This is a genomic window from Acidovorax sp. CF316 (genome assembly GCF_000276605.1).
Classification (GTDB): Bacteria; Pseudomonadota; Gammaproteobacteria; order Burkholderiales; family Burkholderiaceae_C; genus Acidovorax.
Genome location: NZ_AKJX01000280.1, coordinates 12527 through 27822 on the forward strand (window position 1 = coordinate 12527; position 15296 = coordinate 27822).

At 68.5% G+C, this 15296-nt stretch carries 16 protein-coding genes; 10 read left to right on the forward strand and 6 right to left on the reverse strand.

Annotation, left to right across the window (positions count from 1 at the left end):
- Window positions 1-29: 29 nt before the first annotated feature.
- The 10 genes from PMI14_RS31380 (at window position 30) to PMI14_RS31425 (ending at window position 9303) form a co-directional block, all read left to right on the forward strand.
- Complete coding sequence (locus PMI14_RS31380; protein WP_007861485.1) at window positions 30-1238, forward strand: HD-GYP domain-containing protein; 1209 nt, start codon at window positions 30-32, stop codon at window positions 1236-1238.
- Between the two features lie 247 nt (window positions 1239-1485).
- Entirely contained in the window at window positions 1486-2070 is a 585-nt protein-coding gene (locus tag PMI14_RS31385; protein ID WP_007861486.1) for a glutathione peroxidase, read from the forward strand.
- A 245-nt stretch (window positions 2071-2315) separates the two neighbouring features.
- Window positions 2316-3623 carry an NAD(P)/FAD-dependent oxidoreductase gene (locus PMI14_RS31390; protein WP_007861487.1) on the forward strand — a complete coding sequence of 436 codons (1308 nt, stop codon included), beginning with the start codon at window positions 2316-2318 and terminating at the stop codon, window positions 3621-3623.
- Complete coding sequence (locus PMI14_RS31395; protein ID WP_007861488.1) at window positions 3620-4405, forward strand: DUF1365 domain-containing protein; 786 nt, start codon at window positions 3620-3622, stop codon at window positions 4403-4405. The genes PMI14_RS31390 and PMI14_RS31395 overlap by 4 nt, the downstream gene beginning before the upstream one ends.
- 48 nt (window positions 4406-4453) lie before the next feature.
- Window positions 4454-5674 (forward strand): cyclopropane-fatty-acyl-phospholipid synthase family protein, encoded by a 1221-nt coding sequence (locus PMI14_RS31400; RefSeq protein ID WP_007861489.1) that lies wholly within the window; start codon window positions 4454-4456, stop codon window positions 5672-5674.
- Window positions 5675-5683: 9 nt separating this feature from the next.
- Window positions 5684-6229 (forward strand): chalcone isomerase family protein, encoded by a 546-nt coding sequence (locus tag PMI14_RS31405; RefSeq protein WP_007861490.1) that lies wholly within the window; start codon window positions 5684-5686, stop codon window positions 6227-6229.
- Window positions 6226-7518, forward strand: coding sequence for an MFS transporter (locus tag PMI14_RS31410; RefSeq protein ID WP_007861491.1), 1293 nt, complete (start codon window positions 6226-6228; stop codon window positions 7516-7518). Before PMI14_RS31405 ends, PMI14_RS31410 begins: the two co-directional genes overlap by 4 nt.
- Window positions 7518-8063, forward strand: coding sequence for a DUF3833 domain-containing protein (locus PMI14_RS31415; protein WP_007861492.1), 546 nt, complete (start codon window positions 7518-7520; stop codon window positions 8061-8063). Before PMI14_RS31410 ends, PMI14_RS31415 begins: the two co-directional genes overlap by 1 nt.
- Window positions 8060-8842 carry an SDR family oxidoreductase gene (locus PMI14_RS31420; protein WP_007861493.1) on the forward strand — a complete coding sequence of 261 codons (783 nt, stop codon included), beginning with the start codon at window positions 8060-8062 and terminating at the stop codon, window positions 8840-8842. The genes PMI14_RS31415 and PMI14_RS31420 overlap by 4 nt, the downstream gene beginning before the upstream one ends.
- A gap of 23 nt (window positions 8843-8865) precedes the next feature.
- Entirely contained in the window at window positions 8866-9303 is a 438-nt protein-coding gene (locus tag PMI14_RS31425) for a nuclear transport factor 2 family protein (RefSeq protein WP_007861494.1), read from the forward strand.
- Here the strand turns inward: PMI14_RS31425 and PMI14_RS31430 are convergent.
- The 6 genes from PMI14_RS31430 to PMI14_RS31455 form a co-directional block, all read right to left on the reverse strand.
- Window positions 9300-10202, reverse strand: a complete 903-nt coding sequence (locus PMI14_RS31430) for a sugar phosphate isomerase/epimerase (RefSeq protein ID WP_007861495.1) — start codon at window positions 10200-10202, stop codon at window positions 9300-9302. The genes PMI14_RS31425 and PMI14_RS31430 overlap by 4 nt on opposite strands.
- Before the next feature lie 14 nt (window positions 10203-10216).
- Window positions 10217-11110: a 4-hydroxyphenylpyruvate dioxygenase gene (locus tag PMI14_RS31435; protein WP_007861496.1), complete on the reverse strand. Its 894-nt coding sequence runs from the start codon at window positions 11108-11110 to the stop codon at window positions 10217-10219.
- Between the two features lie 25 nt (window positions 11111-11135).
- A complete protein-coding gene (locus PMI14_RS31440) occupies window positions 11136-11996 on the reverse strand; it encodes a shikimate dehydrogenase (RefSeq protein WP_108016587.1) in 861 nt (286 codons plus the stop codon).
- Window positions 11997-12094: 98 nt separating this feature from the next.
- Window positions 12095-13099, reverse strand: a complete 1005-nt coding sequence (locus PMI14_RS31445) for a TRAP transporter substrate-binding protein (protein WP_007861499.1) — start codon at window positions 13097-13099, stop codon at window positions 12095-12097.
- Window positions 13100-13161: 62 nt separating this feature from the next.
- Complete coding sequence (locus tag PMI14_RS31450; protein ID WP_007861501.1) at window positions 13162-14442, reverse strand: TRAP transporter large permease; 1281 nt, start codon at window positions 14440-14442, stop codon at window positions 13162-13164.
- Between the two features lie 24 nt (window positions 14443-14466).
- On the reverse strand, window positions 14467-15066 hold the full coding sequence (locus PMI14_RS31455; RefSeq protein WP_007861503.1) for a TRAP transporter small permease: 600 nt from the start codon (window positions 15064-15066) through the stop codon (window positions 14467-14469).
- Window positions 15067-15296: the final 230 nt, after the last annotated feature.

Sequence of the window (15296 nt, forward strand, 5' to 3'; positions counted from 1 at the left end):
CCGGGTCGGCGAGATAATGGCCTACCGCTATGAACCTCGTCACCATCAACGTCGGATCGATCCAGCTCGGCCACCCGCTGCCATTCGCCTTGCGGGGTGCCGATGGGACGCTGCTGGCCCAAAAAGGCTTCGTGGTGCACACCCGCGACGAGTTGGGCGCCATGCTCAGCCGGGGTCGCCAGCTGTGCGTGGACGTGGAAGAGTCCGGCGAGAGCTACCGCGCCTACGTGGCCCAGCTGCAACGCATGCTGAGGCAGGAAACCAACCTCGGGGAGCTGGCCTCCGTCAAGCTGACGGCAGGCGCCCATGCGGCCTCGCGCGAGCGCGATGCCCCGCCCTACATGGTGGACTGGCCGGCCCTGCAGGACCGCGCGACCCAGTTGCTGCGCAGCCCGCACGCCCTTGATTTCCCGGACCGCTTCCAGCCCCTGCATGCCGAACTGGCGCGCAACTGCGAGCAGTCGCCCGATGCCACGCTGCTGGCCCTGATCTACCTGTCGGCACAGGAGACACGCATGTACAGCGGCACCCACGCCATGCTGGTGTCCTGCGTGTGCATGGTGGTGGCCAGGGAAATGCTGCGCTGGCCTGCGGCCCAGGTGCAGACCGTGGGCCAGGCCGCCCTGTCCATGAACATCGCCATGACCGAGTTGCAGGACCAGTTGGCCCAGCAGGCCCAGCCCCTGACCTCGACCCAGATCACCGCCGTGGAGAACCACGCGGCCCGCTCCGAAGCGCTGCTCCGCGAACTGGGCGTGCACAGCGAACTGTGGCTGGAGGCCGTGCGCCACCACCACCACCGCACCCCGGGTGCCTTCGGCCAGAAGAGCCCCGGCCTGCAGATGGCCCGGCTGATCCAGCGCGCCGACGTCTTCGGTGCCCGGCTGGCGCCGCGCGCAGCGCGCTCGCCCATGCCGGTGACCGCCGCCATGCAGGCCAGCTACTACGACGAGGAGCAGAAGGTCGACGAGGCCGGAGCGGCCCTGGTCAAGGCCCTGGGCATCTACCCGCCGGGCGCCTTCGTGAAGCTCGCCAGCCAGGAAGTGGCCGTGGTGCTGCGCCGCGGCAGCACGGGCACCACACCGCGCGTGGCTGTGGTCACCAACCGGCTGGGCATGCCCACGGGTGAGCTGATTCCCCGCGACACCGCCCAGCCCCAGTGGAAGATCGTCGGCGTGGTCGCGCACAAGGACGTGCGCGTCAAGCTCTCGCTCAACCGGCTGCTGCCGCTGGTCTGATTCCCCCGGGCCTGCACGGCCCACCGGCCTGTCCTTGCCAGTTCCACAGGGGTTTCCACCCCCTGGGGCCGCGTCCCCGCATCCAGCCGCGCTTTCGCTGCGTACTTCCCCACACACGGCAACGCCAGCGCTGCCGGCGCTTGCAAGTGCCGCCGCCAAAAAAACCAATCAGTACAAATAAAAACTTATCTGGACAAAATATGATTCATTGGTTAAATTGGCCACCAACAACTCGGGAGGTGCTCTCATGATCCAGTTTTCGCGCCTTGGCACCCTGGCCCCGGTGGCAGCCCTTCTGTGGTTCGGCGTGGCGCCGTCGTCAGCCCTCGCGGCGTCCCCCGAGTCCTGCCCGGCCACACTGCAACACACCTACCTGCGCCTGCAGGACGAGAAACCGCAATCGCTGTGCCAGTACGCTGGCCGGGTCGTGCTGGTGGTCAACACGGCCAGCTTCTGTGGCTTCACGGGGCAGTACAAGGGCCTCGAAGACCTCTATGCCCGCTACAAGGACAAGGGGCTGGTGGTGCTGGGCTTTCCCAGCAACGACTTCTCCCAGGAAAGCGGCAGCAACCAGCAGATCGCGGATTTCTGCGAAAACACCTTCGGGGTGAAATTCCCGATGTTCGCCAAGAGCGTGGTGACCGGTGCCGAGGCCTCGCCGCTGTTCCGCCAGCTGGCCCAGATGTCCGGCCCACCGCGCTGGAACTTCCACAAGTACCTGCTGGGCCGCGACGGCAAGCTGGTGGACAGCTACACCAGCCTCACGGCGCCGGACAGCAAAAGCCTGGTCCGTGCCATCGAACAACAGCTGGCCACCGCACCAACCCGGTGAACACGAATGTTTTCTTTACATTTCTTCAAAAAAATGCGGAGGAACCTCTGGAACTTCTGCGGAACGGCCTTACTCTATCGAACGCAAGGACGTGATGAGCGTCCATCCGTTTTAACGTTGCGAAGCCTTTCGGTCCCACGGGTTCCGACTGTTCTCCTGGAGCGCTTCTCCTCCCTCCCTCTCTTATTCGTTTCGGGACGCTTCGCAACTTTTTTATTCAGCCAGCCGGCCAGAGGGAGCCGGCCATGAAGATCGCCATCGTCGGCTCCGGCATTTCCGGCCTGGCAGTGGCGCACCGGCTGCGCGACCAGGCCGACATCACCCTCTACGAAGCCGGCAGCCATTTCGGCGGCCACACCCACACCGTGGACGTGACCCTGCCCGGCCCCTCCGGGGACGTGGCCTGCGGGGTGGACACCGGGTTCCTGGTCTTCAACGAGCGCACCTACCCGAACCTGATCCGCCTGCTGGCCGAACTGGGCGTGGAAACCGCCCCGTCGGACATGTCGTTTTCCGTCCAGGTGCCGCAAGCGCTGGGCGGCGGGCGCACGCTGGAGTGGAGCGGCACCAGCCTGTCCACCGTGTTCGCCCAGCGCGGCAACCTCGTGAACCCGCGTTTCCTGGGCATGCTCTACGACCTGCTGCGCTTCAACCGGCTGTGCACAAGCCTGGCCGAGGCCCAGGCCGATGCCGCGCTGATGCAGCCCCTGGGCGATTTCCTCAAGGAACACCGCTTCGGCGATGCCTTCCGCGACTGGTACTTCCTGCCCATGCTGGGCTGCATCTGGAGCTGCCCGACCGACCAGATGCTGCAGTTCCCCGTGGCGACCATGGTGCGCTTTTGCCACAACCATGGCCTGATCCAGGTCAGCAACCGCCCCCAGTGGTGGACGGTGGCCGGCGGCGCGCGCCACTATGTGGACAAGATCGTGGCCGGCATCGAGGACAAGCGCCTCGCCACCCCCGTGCGCCGCATCGAACGCGACGCTGCGGGCGTGCGCGTGGTGACCGCCGGCAATACCGAGCGCTTCGACCAGGTGGTGCTGGCCACGCATTCGGACCAGTCGCTGGCCCTGCTGGCCCAGCCCACGCTGCAGGAGCGCGCCGTGCTGGGCGCCATCCGCTACCAGGCCAACCATGCCGTGCTGCACACCGACACCTCGGTGCTGCCCGGGCGCCGCGCCGCCTGGGCCGCCTGGAACTACGAGCGCGCACCGGACCGCGGCCGCGAGTCGGCCCGCGTGTGCCTGCACTACCTGATCAACCAGCTGCAGCCCGTGCCGTTCACGCAGCCGGTCGTGGTCTCGCTCAACCCGGTGGCCGAGATCGACCCCGGCCAGGTGATCGGCCGCTACGACTACGCCCACCCGGTCTTCGACCTGGCGGCCATCCGTGCGCAAAAGGGCGTGGCGCAACTCCAGGGGCGCGAGCGCACCTGGTTCTGCGGCGCCTGGACGGGCTATGGCTTCCATGAGGACGGGCTGAAGTCCGGCCTGGCCGTGGCCGAGCAATTGAAGGCCCGCATGCCGGCGCCCCTGGCGGAGGCCGCATGACAACGGCTCCGCGCAGCGCCGAGCCGCTGCTGGGCTTTGGCCAAGTGCGCCACACGCGGTTGCGCCCCACGCGGCATGCGTTTGCCTACCCCACCTTCTTCCTCATGCTGCCGCTGCGCACGCTGGGCGCGCAGCCGGCCGGCCTGCTGGCCGTGAACCGGCCCGGCGCCATCAGCTTTCACGACACGGACCATGGCGACGGCCGCGGCCCGGCGCAGGGCGGGGCGCTCGCCTGGGTCGACGAACTGCTTCGTGCCGAGGGCATCGCGGACGCCACCGGCGAGGTCTGGCTGCACTGCTACCCGCGCGTGCTGGGCTACACCTTCAAGCCCGTGAGCTTCTGGTACTGCCACCGTCCGGACGGCAGCCTGCGCGCCATCGTGGTCGAGGTCAACAACACCTTCGGCGAGCGCCACTGCTACCTGCTGGATGCGCCGCGCTATGGCGCCGAGCTACATGCGCGCAAGGTGTTCCATGTTTCGCCCTTTTGCGACATCAGTGGCGGCTACCGCTTTCGCTTCCTGCGCACCGCGCAGGGCGGGCAGGAGCGCACCGTGGTGCGCATCGACCATGACGACGCCCTCGGCCCGCTGCTGCAGACCAGCGTGAGCGGCACGCTGGCGCCCATCACGCGCAAGACCCTGCGCCACGCCCTCTGGGGCTACCCGGCGATGACTCTGGCCCTGATCGCCCGCATCCACTGGCACGCCCTGCGGCTGTGGGCCAAGCGGGTGCGCTTTCACCGCAAGCCCGAGGCACCCGCCTCCATCGTGACCCGCTGAGCCCCGGCACGGCACCGCCCCGAAAACCCCTTGTCCATCCGGCCCGCCATGAACAGCACCACCCTCGCACCCACCCTGCCACGGGGCACCCCCGCTGCCGCCCGCACGGCCCTGCGCCTGATGCAGCGCTTGCAGCATGGCAGCCTCACGGTGCAGCTGCCCGATGGCACGCTGCAGCACTTCGGCGACCACCAGGGTGATGGGCCCGCCGCGGCCATCACACTCAAGAACTGGAACGTCTGCAAGGCGGCGCTCAAGTCCGGCGACATCGGCTTTGCCGAGAGCTACATCGCGGGCGACTGGACCACGCCCAACCTCACGGATCTGCTGCGGGTCTTCATCGCCAACCGCCAGCAGGTGGAGGGCGTGATCTACGGCTCGTGGGCCGGTCGGCTGCTGTACCGCATCAAGCACCTGCTCAACCGCAACACGCGTGCCAACAGCCAGAAGAACATCCACGCCCACTACGACCTGGGCAACGCGTTCTATACGCTGTGGCTGGACGACACGATGAACTACTCGTCGGCCTGGTTCGAGGGCGATGCCGGCGGCGACATGCGCACCGCCCAGCATGCCAAGGTGCGCCGCGCCCTGCGCATGGCGGGCGTGCAGGCGGGCGACCGGGTGCTGGAGATCGGCTGCGGCTGGGGCGCGCTGGCCGAGATGGCCACCACCGAGTTCGGTGCCTCGCTCACCGGCGTGACGCTCTCCACCGAACAGCTCGACTTCGCGCGACGCCGCATGGAAGCGAGTGGCACCGCCGACCGGGCGGACCTGCGCCTGCAGGACTACCGCGACATCGCTGACGGCCCCTACGACGCGGTCTGCTCCATCGAGATGATCGAGGCCGTGGGCCGCGGGTACTGGCCTACCTACTTCCAGGCCGTGCGGCGCCTGCTCAAGCCCGGCGGCAAGGCCTGCATCCAGAGCATCGTGATCGACGATGGCCTGTTCGAGCGCTACATCAGCTCCACCGATTTCATCCAGCAGTACATCTTTCCGGGCGGCTGCCTGCCCTGCCCGCGCGAGTTCCGCCGCGAGGCCGAGGCCGCCGGCCTGCGCGTGGTGGACGAGTTCGCTTTCGGCCAGGACTATGCCGAGACCCTCAGGCGCTGGCGCGAGCGTTTCCTGGCCCAGCGAGCGCAGATCCTGCAGCTCGGTTTCGACCAGCGCTTCCTGCACATCTGGGAGTTCTACCTGGCCTATTGCGAGGCGGCTTTTGCCATGGCCAACATCAACCTCGTGCAGTACACCCTGGTGCGCGACTGAGCCATGGCCATGAAGCATGCCACCGCACTCACCCTGTCCCTGGCCTTGCTGTGTCCCGGGGTGTCGCTGGCCCAGGCGCCAGGCGCAGAGCCGCTGGCCGGGCTGCGCCAGGCCGGCCAGGGCACACTGCGCTTTCTGGGCTTCGAAATCTACAGCGCACAGCTGTGGGTGAGCCCGGGCTTCGACGCCAGCAACTACGCCGCCCAACCGCTGGTGCTCCAGCTGGCCTACCAACGCGAATTCACGGCCGAAGCGATCGCCAGGCGCTCGATCCAGGAGATGCGCCGCGTGGGCCGCTTCACCCCCGCCCAGGCCACGCGCTGGCAACAGGCGCTGCAGGCCGCCCTGCCCGACGTGAAGGCCGGCGACCAGCTCACCGGCATCTACCAGCCCGGGGCGGGTGCCGTGTTCCAGATGGGCGGGCAGGTGGTGGGCGAGGTCAAGGACCCCGAGTTCTCGCGTCTGTTCTTCGGCATCTGGCTGTCGCCCCGCACGTCGGAGCCTGCGCTGCGCCAGGCGCTGATCGCGCCGCCTGCGGCCGCGGGAACGCCATGACCACCGGCACGGCGCTGCCCTGGCGCCAGGGGCTGGCCTATGGCCTGCTCGGGCTGCCGCTGGCCTTTGTGGCGCTGCCGCTGTACGTGCTGCTGCCCAACCACTATGCGCGCGAGTTCGGCATGCCCCTGGCCACGCTGGGCGGCGTGCTGCTGGCCGCACGGCTGTTCGACGCCGTCTCGGACCCGCTGCTCGGCCGCTGGGCCGACCGGCTGTTCGAGCGCTCGCCCCTGGCGGTTCTCTCCACGGGGGCCGTGTCCGCCGTGGTGCTGGCCGTCGGGCTCACCGCGCTGTTCTTCCCCCGGGTGCAGGGCCAGGGTGCGCTCGCCGCCTGGGCCCTGGCCTGTCTGCTGGTCAGCTACCTGGCCTACAGCCAGCTCGGCATTGCCCACCAGTCCTGGGGCGCACGCCTGGGCGGCGACGAGCTGCAGCGCAGCCGCATCGTGGCCTGGCGCGAGGGCGCGGCCCTGGTGGGCGTGGTGCTCGCCTCCATGCTGCCGGCGCTGCTGGGCCTGCCAGTGATGCTGGGCGTTTTCGCGGCCACGCTGGTGCTGGGCTGGCTGGCGTGGCTGCGCGCCCCCCGGCCCGCTGCGGTTGCGCCCCACGCCACCGACCGTGCGCAGCTGTGGCGGCCCTGGACGCGACCCGCCTTTCGCCGCCTGCTCGCGGTGTTCGTGCTCAATGGCATCGCCAGCGCCGTACCGGCCACGCTGGTGCTGTTCTTCATCCAGGACCGGCTGCAGGCCCCGCCGGGCCAGGAGCCGATGTTCCTGGCTGCGTATTTCCTCTGCGCCGCGCTCTCGATTCCGCTGTGGCTGCGGGCCGTGGCGCGCTGGGGGCTGGCCCGCACCTGGCTGGCGGGCATGCTGCTGGCCGTCGCGGTGTTCGGCTGGACGGCGGCGCTCGGCGCGGGCGACAGCGGGCCCTTCCTCGCGGTGTGCGCACTCTCGGGCGTGGCCCTGGGCACGGACCTGGCCCTGCCCGGCGCCCTGCTGGCCGGCGTGGTGGCGGCCGAGGGCGACAGCGGCCAGCACGAAGGCGCCTACTTCGGCTGGTGGAACTTTGCCACCAAGCTCAACCTGGCGCTAGCTGCGGGCCTGGTCCTGCCCCTGCTCGACACCCTGGGCTACACGCCCGGCACGCGCAGCCCCGAAGGCCTGCACACCCTGACCCTGGCCTATGCCGTGCTGCCCTGCGCACTCAAGCTCGCAGCCACCGCGGCGCTGTACCTCCTGATCCTGCGCAAACCCGCGCACCCAGCCCACCCCATCCTCCAAGGCAGACCGTGATGCAGCGACGCTTGCTCCTTCTTTCGACGGCGGCCGTGGCCGCCCCCCTGGCGCTGTCGGGCTGCGCCGGCCAGAACGTGGCCGACTATGCGGCCGAGAAGCCGGTGCTCGACCTCGCGCAGTACTTCAACGGCGTGGTCGACGCGCACGGCATGTTCCAGGACCGCAGCGGCAAGATCGTCAAGCGCTTCACCGTGGTCATGCACTGCCAGTGGACCGGCAACCAGGGCGTGCTGGACGAGGCCTTCACCTATTCGGACGGCAGCACCGAGCGGCGCATCTGGCGCCTGACGCGCGAGGCCGATGGCCGCTACACGGGCACGGCCGGCGACGTGATCGGCCAAGCCGTGGGCCAGGTGCGCGGCAACGCCTTCCGCTGGAACTACACGCTGGCATTGCCCGTGGACGGCACGGTCTACCACGTGGACCTGGACGACTGGATGTACCTCATGGACGAGCGCGTGATGCTCAACCGCGCCACCATGCGCAAGTTCGGCGTGCGGCTGGGCGAGATCACGCTGTCCTTCACCAAGCGACTGCCATGAGCCTCAACCCCCGCCTGCGCGACTGGCAGGGCCGCCGTGCCTGGCTGGTGGGCGCCTCCAGCGGCATCGGCCGGGCCACGGCATCGGCCCTGCACGCGCGCGGCGCACAGGTCATCGTCTCGGCCCGCAGCGAGGCGGCGCTCAATGCGTTCGCCGTGCAGCACCCCGGCAGCATCGCCCTGCCGCTGGACACCGCCGTGCCCGACGCCGTAAAGGCGGCCGCAGCCCAGGTGCTGGCGGGCGGTCCGCTGGACCTGGTGTGCTACTGCGCAGGCACCTACCACCACATGCGCGCCACGGAGTTCGACCTGCCGGTGATGCTGCGCCATGAGCAGGTGAACTACACGGGTGTGCTGCACCTGCTGGCCGCCGTGCTGCCGGACATGCTGGCCGCCGCGAAGTCGGGCCGCGCCGGGCATGTGAGCCTGGTCAGCAGCGTTGCCGGCTTCCGCGGGCTTCCCAAGAGCCTGGCCTACGGCCCGACCAAGGCGGCACTGATCAACCTGGCAGAGGCGCTGTACCTGGACCTGCACGGCCTGGGCATGGGCGTGAGCGTGGTCAACCCCGGCTTCGTGGCCACGCCGCTCACCGAGGGCAATGACTTTCGCATGCCTGCGCTGATCACACCCGAAGAGGCGGCCACGGCCATCCTCAAGGGCTGGGGGCAGGGCGCGTTCGACATCCATTTCCCCAAGCGCTTCACGCGCGTGATGAAAATGCTGCGCGTGCTGCCCTATGGGTGGTACTTTCCGGCGATCCGCAAGTTCACCGGACTTTGAGCACCATGCCGCCACCAGACACCATGCTATCCACCGAAGAAGCCGTCACCCGCGTCGTGGCCTTCTTCGAGACCCTGGCCCCGGCCGACGTGGCGGCGCTGGGGCACCTGTATGCGGCCGATGCGCGCTTCAAGGACCCGTTCAACGAGGTGCAGGGCCTGCCCGCCATCCGGCACATCTTCGAGCACATGTTCGTGGCGCTGGAGCAGCCGCGTTTCGTGGTCACCGGTCGCGTGGTGCAGGGGCAGCAATGCTTTCTGACCTGGGAGTTCCTGTTTGCCTTCCGCAACTTCCACAAGGGCACCACGCAGACCGTGCGCGGCGCCTCGCACCTGGTGTTCGACGGCCAGGGCCTGGTCACGCTGCACCGCGACTACTGGGACGCAGCCGAGGAACTGTACGAGAAGCTGCCCATGGTGGGTGGACTCATGCGCTGGCTCAAGAAGCGCGCCAACAGCTAGCGACCCATCAGCCGCAGGTGCCCTGGCAGCGGCACGGCACGCTGCAGCACCCCTTCGGCCAGCCACACGGCACTGTTCCAGGCCCGGCCGGCCACATAGGGCAGGGGCAGTTGCTGGTAGTCGTCGTTGAAGACTTCGAAGCTGTAGTCACCCCGGTAGCCCATGCCGTCGAGCGTGCGCACCAGCTCGACCAGCGCCTGGCTGTGCACGCCCTCGCCCGGGAAGACGCGGAAATGCCGCGCCGTGTCGATGCGCTCCTGCACCGTGCGCGTTTCCTGCCACATGAAGTCCGACAGCTGCACCAGGTAGATGCGCTCCGGGTCGACGCCTTCCAGCGCCTCGAGCGGCGTGCTGGTGGCGAACTGGTGGTAGGAGTCGATGGCCAGGCCCAGGTTGGGGCAGTCGGCCCGCTGCACCGCGGCCCAGGCCTGGTGCACCTCGTTGATGTGCCGGCCCCAGGACAGGCCCTCGAACGCGATGCGGATGCCGTGCGGCAGTGCCAGCATGGCCAGCTTGCGCAGGTCGCGGGCGATGGCATCGGGATCGTTGGTGGCGTGCAGCGAAGTGGAGCTGCAGGCCAGCAGCACGCGGGTGCCCAGCGCCCGTGCCATGAGGATCATCTGCTGGGCAATGCCCACCTTGTAGCTGTGCAGGTGGCCCGAGAGCCCCTCGAAGTCGCGCAGCACCTGGAAACCCGTGACACGCAGGCCGCTGCTGCGCACCGCCTGCACGGCGGCATCGATGCCCTCTGGGTGGCCGACGAGGTCGCGCGCGGCCAGCATGATCTGGCCGAAGCCGGCGGCCTTCACGGCGGCGAGCTTGGCCTCCAGCGGACCGGCGAGGCTGATGGTGTCCATGCCGAAATCGGCGACGTTGCGTTGCATGGCCTGGGCGCGCATGGTGGTGAATTCCTTCAACGGGGATCGAGTACCAGCTCGAAGCTGGCACCGCCGGCCTCGGCGCGTGTCAGCGCTCCGCGCACCTCGCTGTGCACGCCCGTGGGCGATTCGACGAAGTCCACCCCTTGCGCGCGCAGGGCCGCCACCGTCGCCAGCACGTCGCCGGTGCCGAAGGCCACGCGCTGCAGCAGCTCGCCCGGGTCGGCATCGAGCGCGTCGATCAACGGCTCGATGAGCTGCCAGTACAGCGTGCCGCAGGGGCTGGCGAGGATGCGCCCCTGCGTCAGCACGCCGAAGTTCTGCTCGGGCGGCAGCTCGGCAAAGCCGAACAGCTCGCCATAGAAGGCGGTCCAGTCGGCCAGCCGGTCCAGGCCGATGTACTGCACCAGGCCGAACAGGTGCAGGCCATGCTGCGCAGGCGGGCGCGGGTCCACCGTGGGGATGGGTACGAAGTCCACGTCGTAGATCGAGAACTCGCGGTGCCGGTCCACGAAGTAGATGCGGCTCGTGCCCACGCCGTGGATGGCCGGGATGTTGAGCTCCATGACCTCGACCTCGGTGTGCACGGCCCAGGCGCCGAGCTCCAGCACGCGGCGGTAGGCGGCCGCGGCATTGCCCACCCGGAAGGCGATGGCGGACAGCACCGGCGCATCGCCGGGGGCGGGGAGTTTCGCGCCGGCGCCCTCGCCCTGGTGGGCGTTGACGATGATGTTCATGCCGCCCTGGCGGTACAGCAGCACCTCGCGCGAACGGTGGCGCGCCACGGGCTTGAAGCCCATGCGCTCCAGCGCCTGGCCCAACGCCTGGGGGCGTGCCGTGGCGTACTCGATGAACTCCACGCCCTGCAGGCCCAGGGGGTTGGGCAGAGTGCCCAGGGATTCACGGTCGGCCGTCATCGGTGTGCTCATGGAATGCGCTCCAGAAGAAGGAAGATCAGCGGGCTGCCACGAGCCGGCGGAAGTGGGCGTCCATGCGTGCCGCGTCAGGCACCACGCCCGTGAACAGTTCGAAGGCGCCCACGGCCTGGCCTACGGCCATGCCGCCGCCGTCCGAGACCGGGCAGCCCAGTGCGCGCGCGGCTCGCACCAGGGCGGTTTCGAGCGGAAAGTACACCACCTCCGAGACCCACAGCGCCGGGCGCAGCAGGCCCACGTCCAGGGGCAGGCCGGGCAGCTTGTCCATGCCTGTGGGCGTGGCATGGATCAGCCCCGTGGCCTGCGCCATGGCGCTGGCGATATCGCTGGACTGGGCCCGCGCACCATAGAGCGCATTCACATCCGCTGCGAGCTGGGCGGCCCGCTCGGGCTGCGCGTCGACGATGGAGAGGCGCTGCGCCCCCAGCCGCAGCACGGCATGCGCAATCGCGGCGCCGGCACCGCCCGCGCCCAGCAGCACCACATGCGACAGGTCGGCCTGCGGCAGGGCGCGCTGGAAGCCCCAGGCCCAGCCGGAGCCGTCGGTGTTGTGCCCCACCAGCCGGCCGCCCTGCACCACCACGGTGTTCACGGCGCCCATGGCCCGGGCCTCCTCGGACAGGTCGTCCAGGTGCGGGATCACCGCCTGCTTGCAGGGATAGGTCACGTTGCAGCCCGCATAGCCCATGATGCGTGCGGCCGACAGCAGGGTCGGCAGTTGCTCGGGCGAAGAGGCGGAGCGGTCCAGGTCGATCAGCTGGTAGTGCAGGCGCATGCCGTGGTGCCGCGCTTCCTCTTCGTGCAGCGCGGGCGACAGCGATTGTTGGATGCCTGCACCGATCAGCCCGATCAGTACCTTGCGGGGGCTTGTGGAAGACATGGTGGGCGGGGAATCGAGAAGCAGCGGGGAGTCCATGGGAATACAGGCCGTCCCGCATGGCCCGGGCGGAAAGCGCCAGGGCCATGCGGGTTGCGGGATCACTTGCCGCCGCGCAGCTTGGCCAGCGTGGCGTAGACCTCCTGCACCGTGTCGGCACCGACCTTGTCGCTGTGCTTTTCGACCACGGGCTTGACCTTGGCGCGCAGTTTGTCGACCTCGGCGGGCGAGAATTCGGTGACCAGCATGCCGGCCTTCTTGAGTTCCTCCAGCGCCACGTCGGCCTGCGAGCGCGAGACACTGCGCTGGAAGGTGGTGGCCTCGGCCATGGCCTCGGTCACGGCCTTCTGGTCGGCCGGGTTCAGGCTGTCCCAGAACTTCTTGGAGACGATGACGGCCTGGGGGTTGTACATGTGGCGCGTGACCGTGAGGTGCTTTTGCACTTCGGCGAATTTCGACGAGAGGATGGTCGAGAACGGGTTCTCCTGGCCGTCCACCGCCTTTTGCTCCATGGCGGTGTAAAGCTCGGGGAAGGGCATGGGCACGGCGTTGGCGCCCAGGGCGTTGAACATGTCGATGTAGATCGGCGACTGGATCACGCGGATCTTGAGCCCCGCGATGTCCTCGGCCTTGGTGATCGGCTTCTTGCTGTTGGTCAGGTTGCGAAAGCCCAGCTCCCAGTAACCCAGGCCCACGAGGTTCTTGGCCTGCAGCTTGTCGAGCAGCTTCTTGCCGAAGGGGCCATCGGTCACGGCATCGGCCTCCTGCGGCGAGGCGAACAGGAAGGGGAAGTCGTAGATGCCGAACTCCTTGGCCTGGGCCGACAGGATGCCGGCGTTGAGCACCGTCATCTCCACCGTGCCGCCCTGCAGTGCCGAGACGGTCTGCAGGTCACCGCCCAGCGTGCCGCCCGGGAAGAGCTTGACCGCAATGCGGCCATTGGTCTTGGCCGCCACGAGGTCGGCGAACTTCTGCGCGCCCTGGGCCTGGGGGTGCTCCTTCTGGTTCTGGAAGGCGAACTTGATGGTGCGCTCCTGCGCGTGGGCGCCAGGCAGCAGCGATGTGGCGACCAGGGCCGTGGCAAGCAGGGTCTTCAAGAGTTTCATGGATGTCTCCTTGGTTTTAGGACGGGCAGAAAAAGGGGGTGCGGCAGCAACGGGCGGGCGGATCAGCCACCGAGCCAGCGCAGCGGTACGGTGACGAGCGCGGGGAACATCACCAGCAGGAACATCACCACGAACTGCGCCAGCATGAAGGGCATGACGCCGCGCGTGACCTGGCCCATGGAGATGCGCCCGACACCTGCCACCACGTTGAGCACGGTGCCCACGGGCGGGGTGATGAGGCCGATGGAGTTGTTGATGATGAACAGCACGCCGAAGTAGACGGGGTCGATGCCGGCGGCCTTGACCACCGGCATCAGCACCGGCGTCATGATCAGGATGGTGGGCGTCATGTCCATGGCGGTGCCGATCACCATCACCAGCACCATGATGGCCACCAACAGCAGGGTGGGGTTGCCCATGAAGGGCTCGAGCATGCCGATCACCTTGCTCGGCAGGTCGGCCACCGTGATGAGCCAGGCCGACACCATGGCGGCGGCCACCAGGAACATGATCACGGCGCTGGTGCGCGCTGCGGCCTGGAAAATGCCGGCCAGCTCGCGCCAGCTGAGCTCGCGGTAGACCACCATGGAGATGAGCAGGGCGTACACCGCGGCCACCACGGCGGCCTCGGTGGGCGTGAACACGCCCATGCGCAGGCCCACCAGGATGATGACCGGCAGGCCCAGGGCCCAGCCCGCCTCGCGCAGTGCGGTGCCCAGCTCGGCCCGCGTGGCGCGCGGTGGCGGCGTGACCTTTTCGGTGCGGCCCAGCCACCACCAGGTCGCGGCCATGGCGACCGCCAGCAGCAGCCCCGGGAAGATGCCCGCCAGGAACAGCTTACTGATGGAGACGTTGGCCGCCACCCCGAAGATCACGAAGCCGATGGACGGCGGGATGATGGGCCCGATGACGCCGGCCGAGGCGATGAGGCCGGCCGAGCGCTCCTTGGCGTGGCCCGCAGCCACCATCATGGGCAGCAGCAGCGAGGTCAGCGCGGCGGCATCGGCCACGGCCGAGCCAGAGACCGCGGAGAGGATCACGGCGGCCATGATGACCACGTAGCCCAGGCCACCCGGGATGTGGCCGACCAGCGCCAGCGCCAGCTTGACGATGCGCTTGGACAGGCCGCCCACGTTCATGATCTCGCCGGCCAGCATGAAGAAGGGAACGGCCAGCAGGGGGAAGCTGTCGGCCCCGTTGATCACGTTCTGCGCCAGGATCTGCGCGTCGAACAGGTCGAGGTGCCACATCAGCGCAACGCCGCTGATCAAGAGCGCATAGGCGATGGGAATGCCGATGGCCATGGCCAGCAGCAGGGAACCGATGAAGATCGCGACGGTCATGGTGTGTTTCTCGGGAAGAGGCGCTCAGGAGTGCTTCGCAGGGCCATCGCTGTCCGCTTTGTCGGAAGGGGGTTGGAGGCCGGGGTTGCTGCGCTCGAAGGCGGCCATCTCCTCGCTCTCCTGCACCATGATCAGTTCATGCTCGGCCAGCGGCACGAGCAAGGTGCGCAGCAGGTCGCGCAGCAGGATCACGATGGCCGAGGCGCCCATGAGCACGCCGCTGGCGTAGAAGATGCCGACCGAGGCGCCCGTCACCGGTGCCTCGGTCTCCCAATTGATCAGCACCTGCGCCCAGCTGCCGGCCAGCAGCAGCCACGAGACGTAGAGCATGGCCAGTTGCGCGATCACCAGGCAGGCCTTCTTGCCTGCGACGGGCAGGCGCGAGACAAAGGCATCCATGCCCAGGTGGCCGTGCTCGCGCAGCGCCACCACGGCGCCCATGAAGGTCAACCAGACGAAGAGCCAGCGCGAGAGCTCCTCGGACACGGTGATGCCCGAGTTGAAGGTATAGCGCAGCACCACGTTGCCGAACACCAGCACGACCATGATGGCCAGGCAGATGCCCGAGAGCACGTCCAGCACACGGGTGTATCCCCGCAGCACGCGATCGGCCAGTGCAAACATGGTGTGTCTCCGTCTTCGTTCGTTGTGAATGAATTTTGTACGAACTGGTTAGTATTTAATCTAGGTGCAAACCCTGTACCCCGACTCCGCAGAGAGAACTCCCGGGTCGATCAACCAATGTCTAAAGGAAGGGCACGCTCTCCACAGGCCAGTGACCGCCGCGCAAGGGCCGCCCCGCCGCGCTGGCGGTGTCCCCCTTCCCGAATGGCGCAGCCATTCGAGAGAAGGGG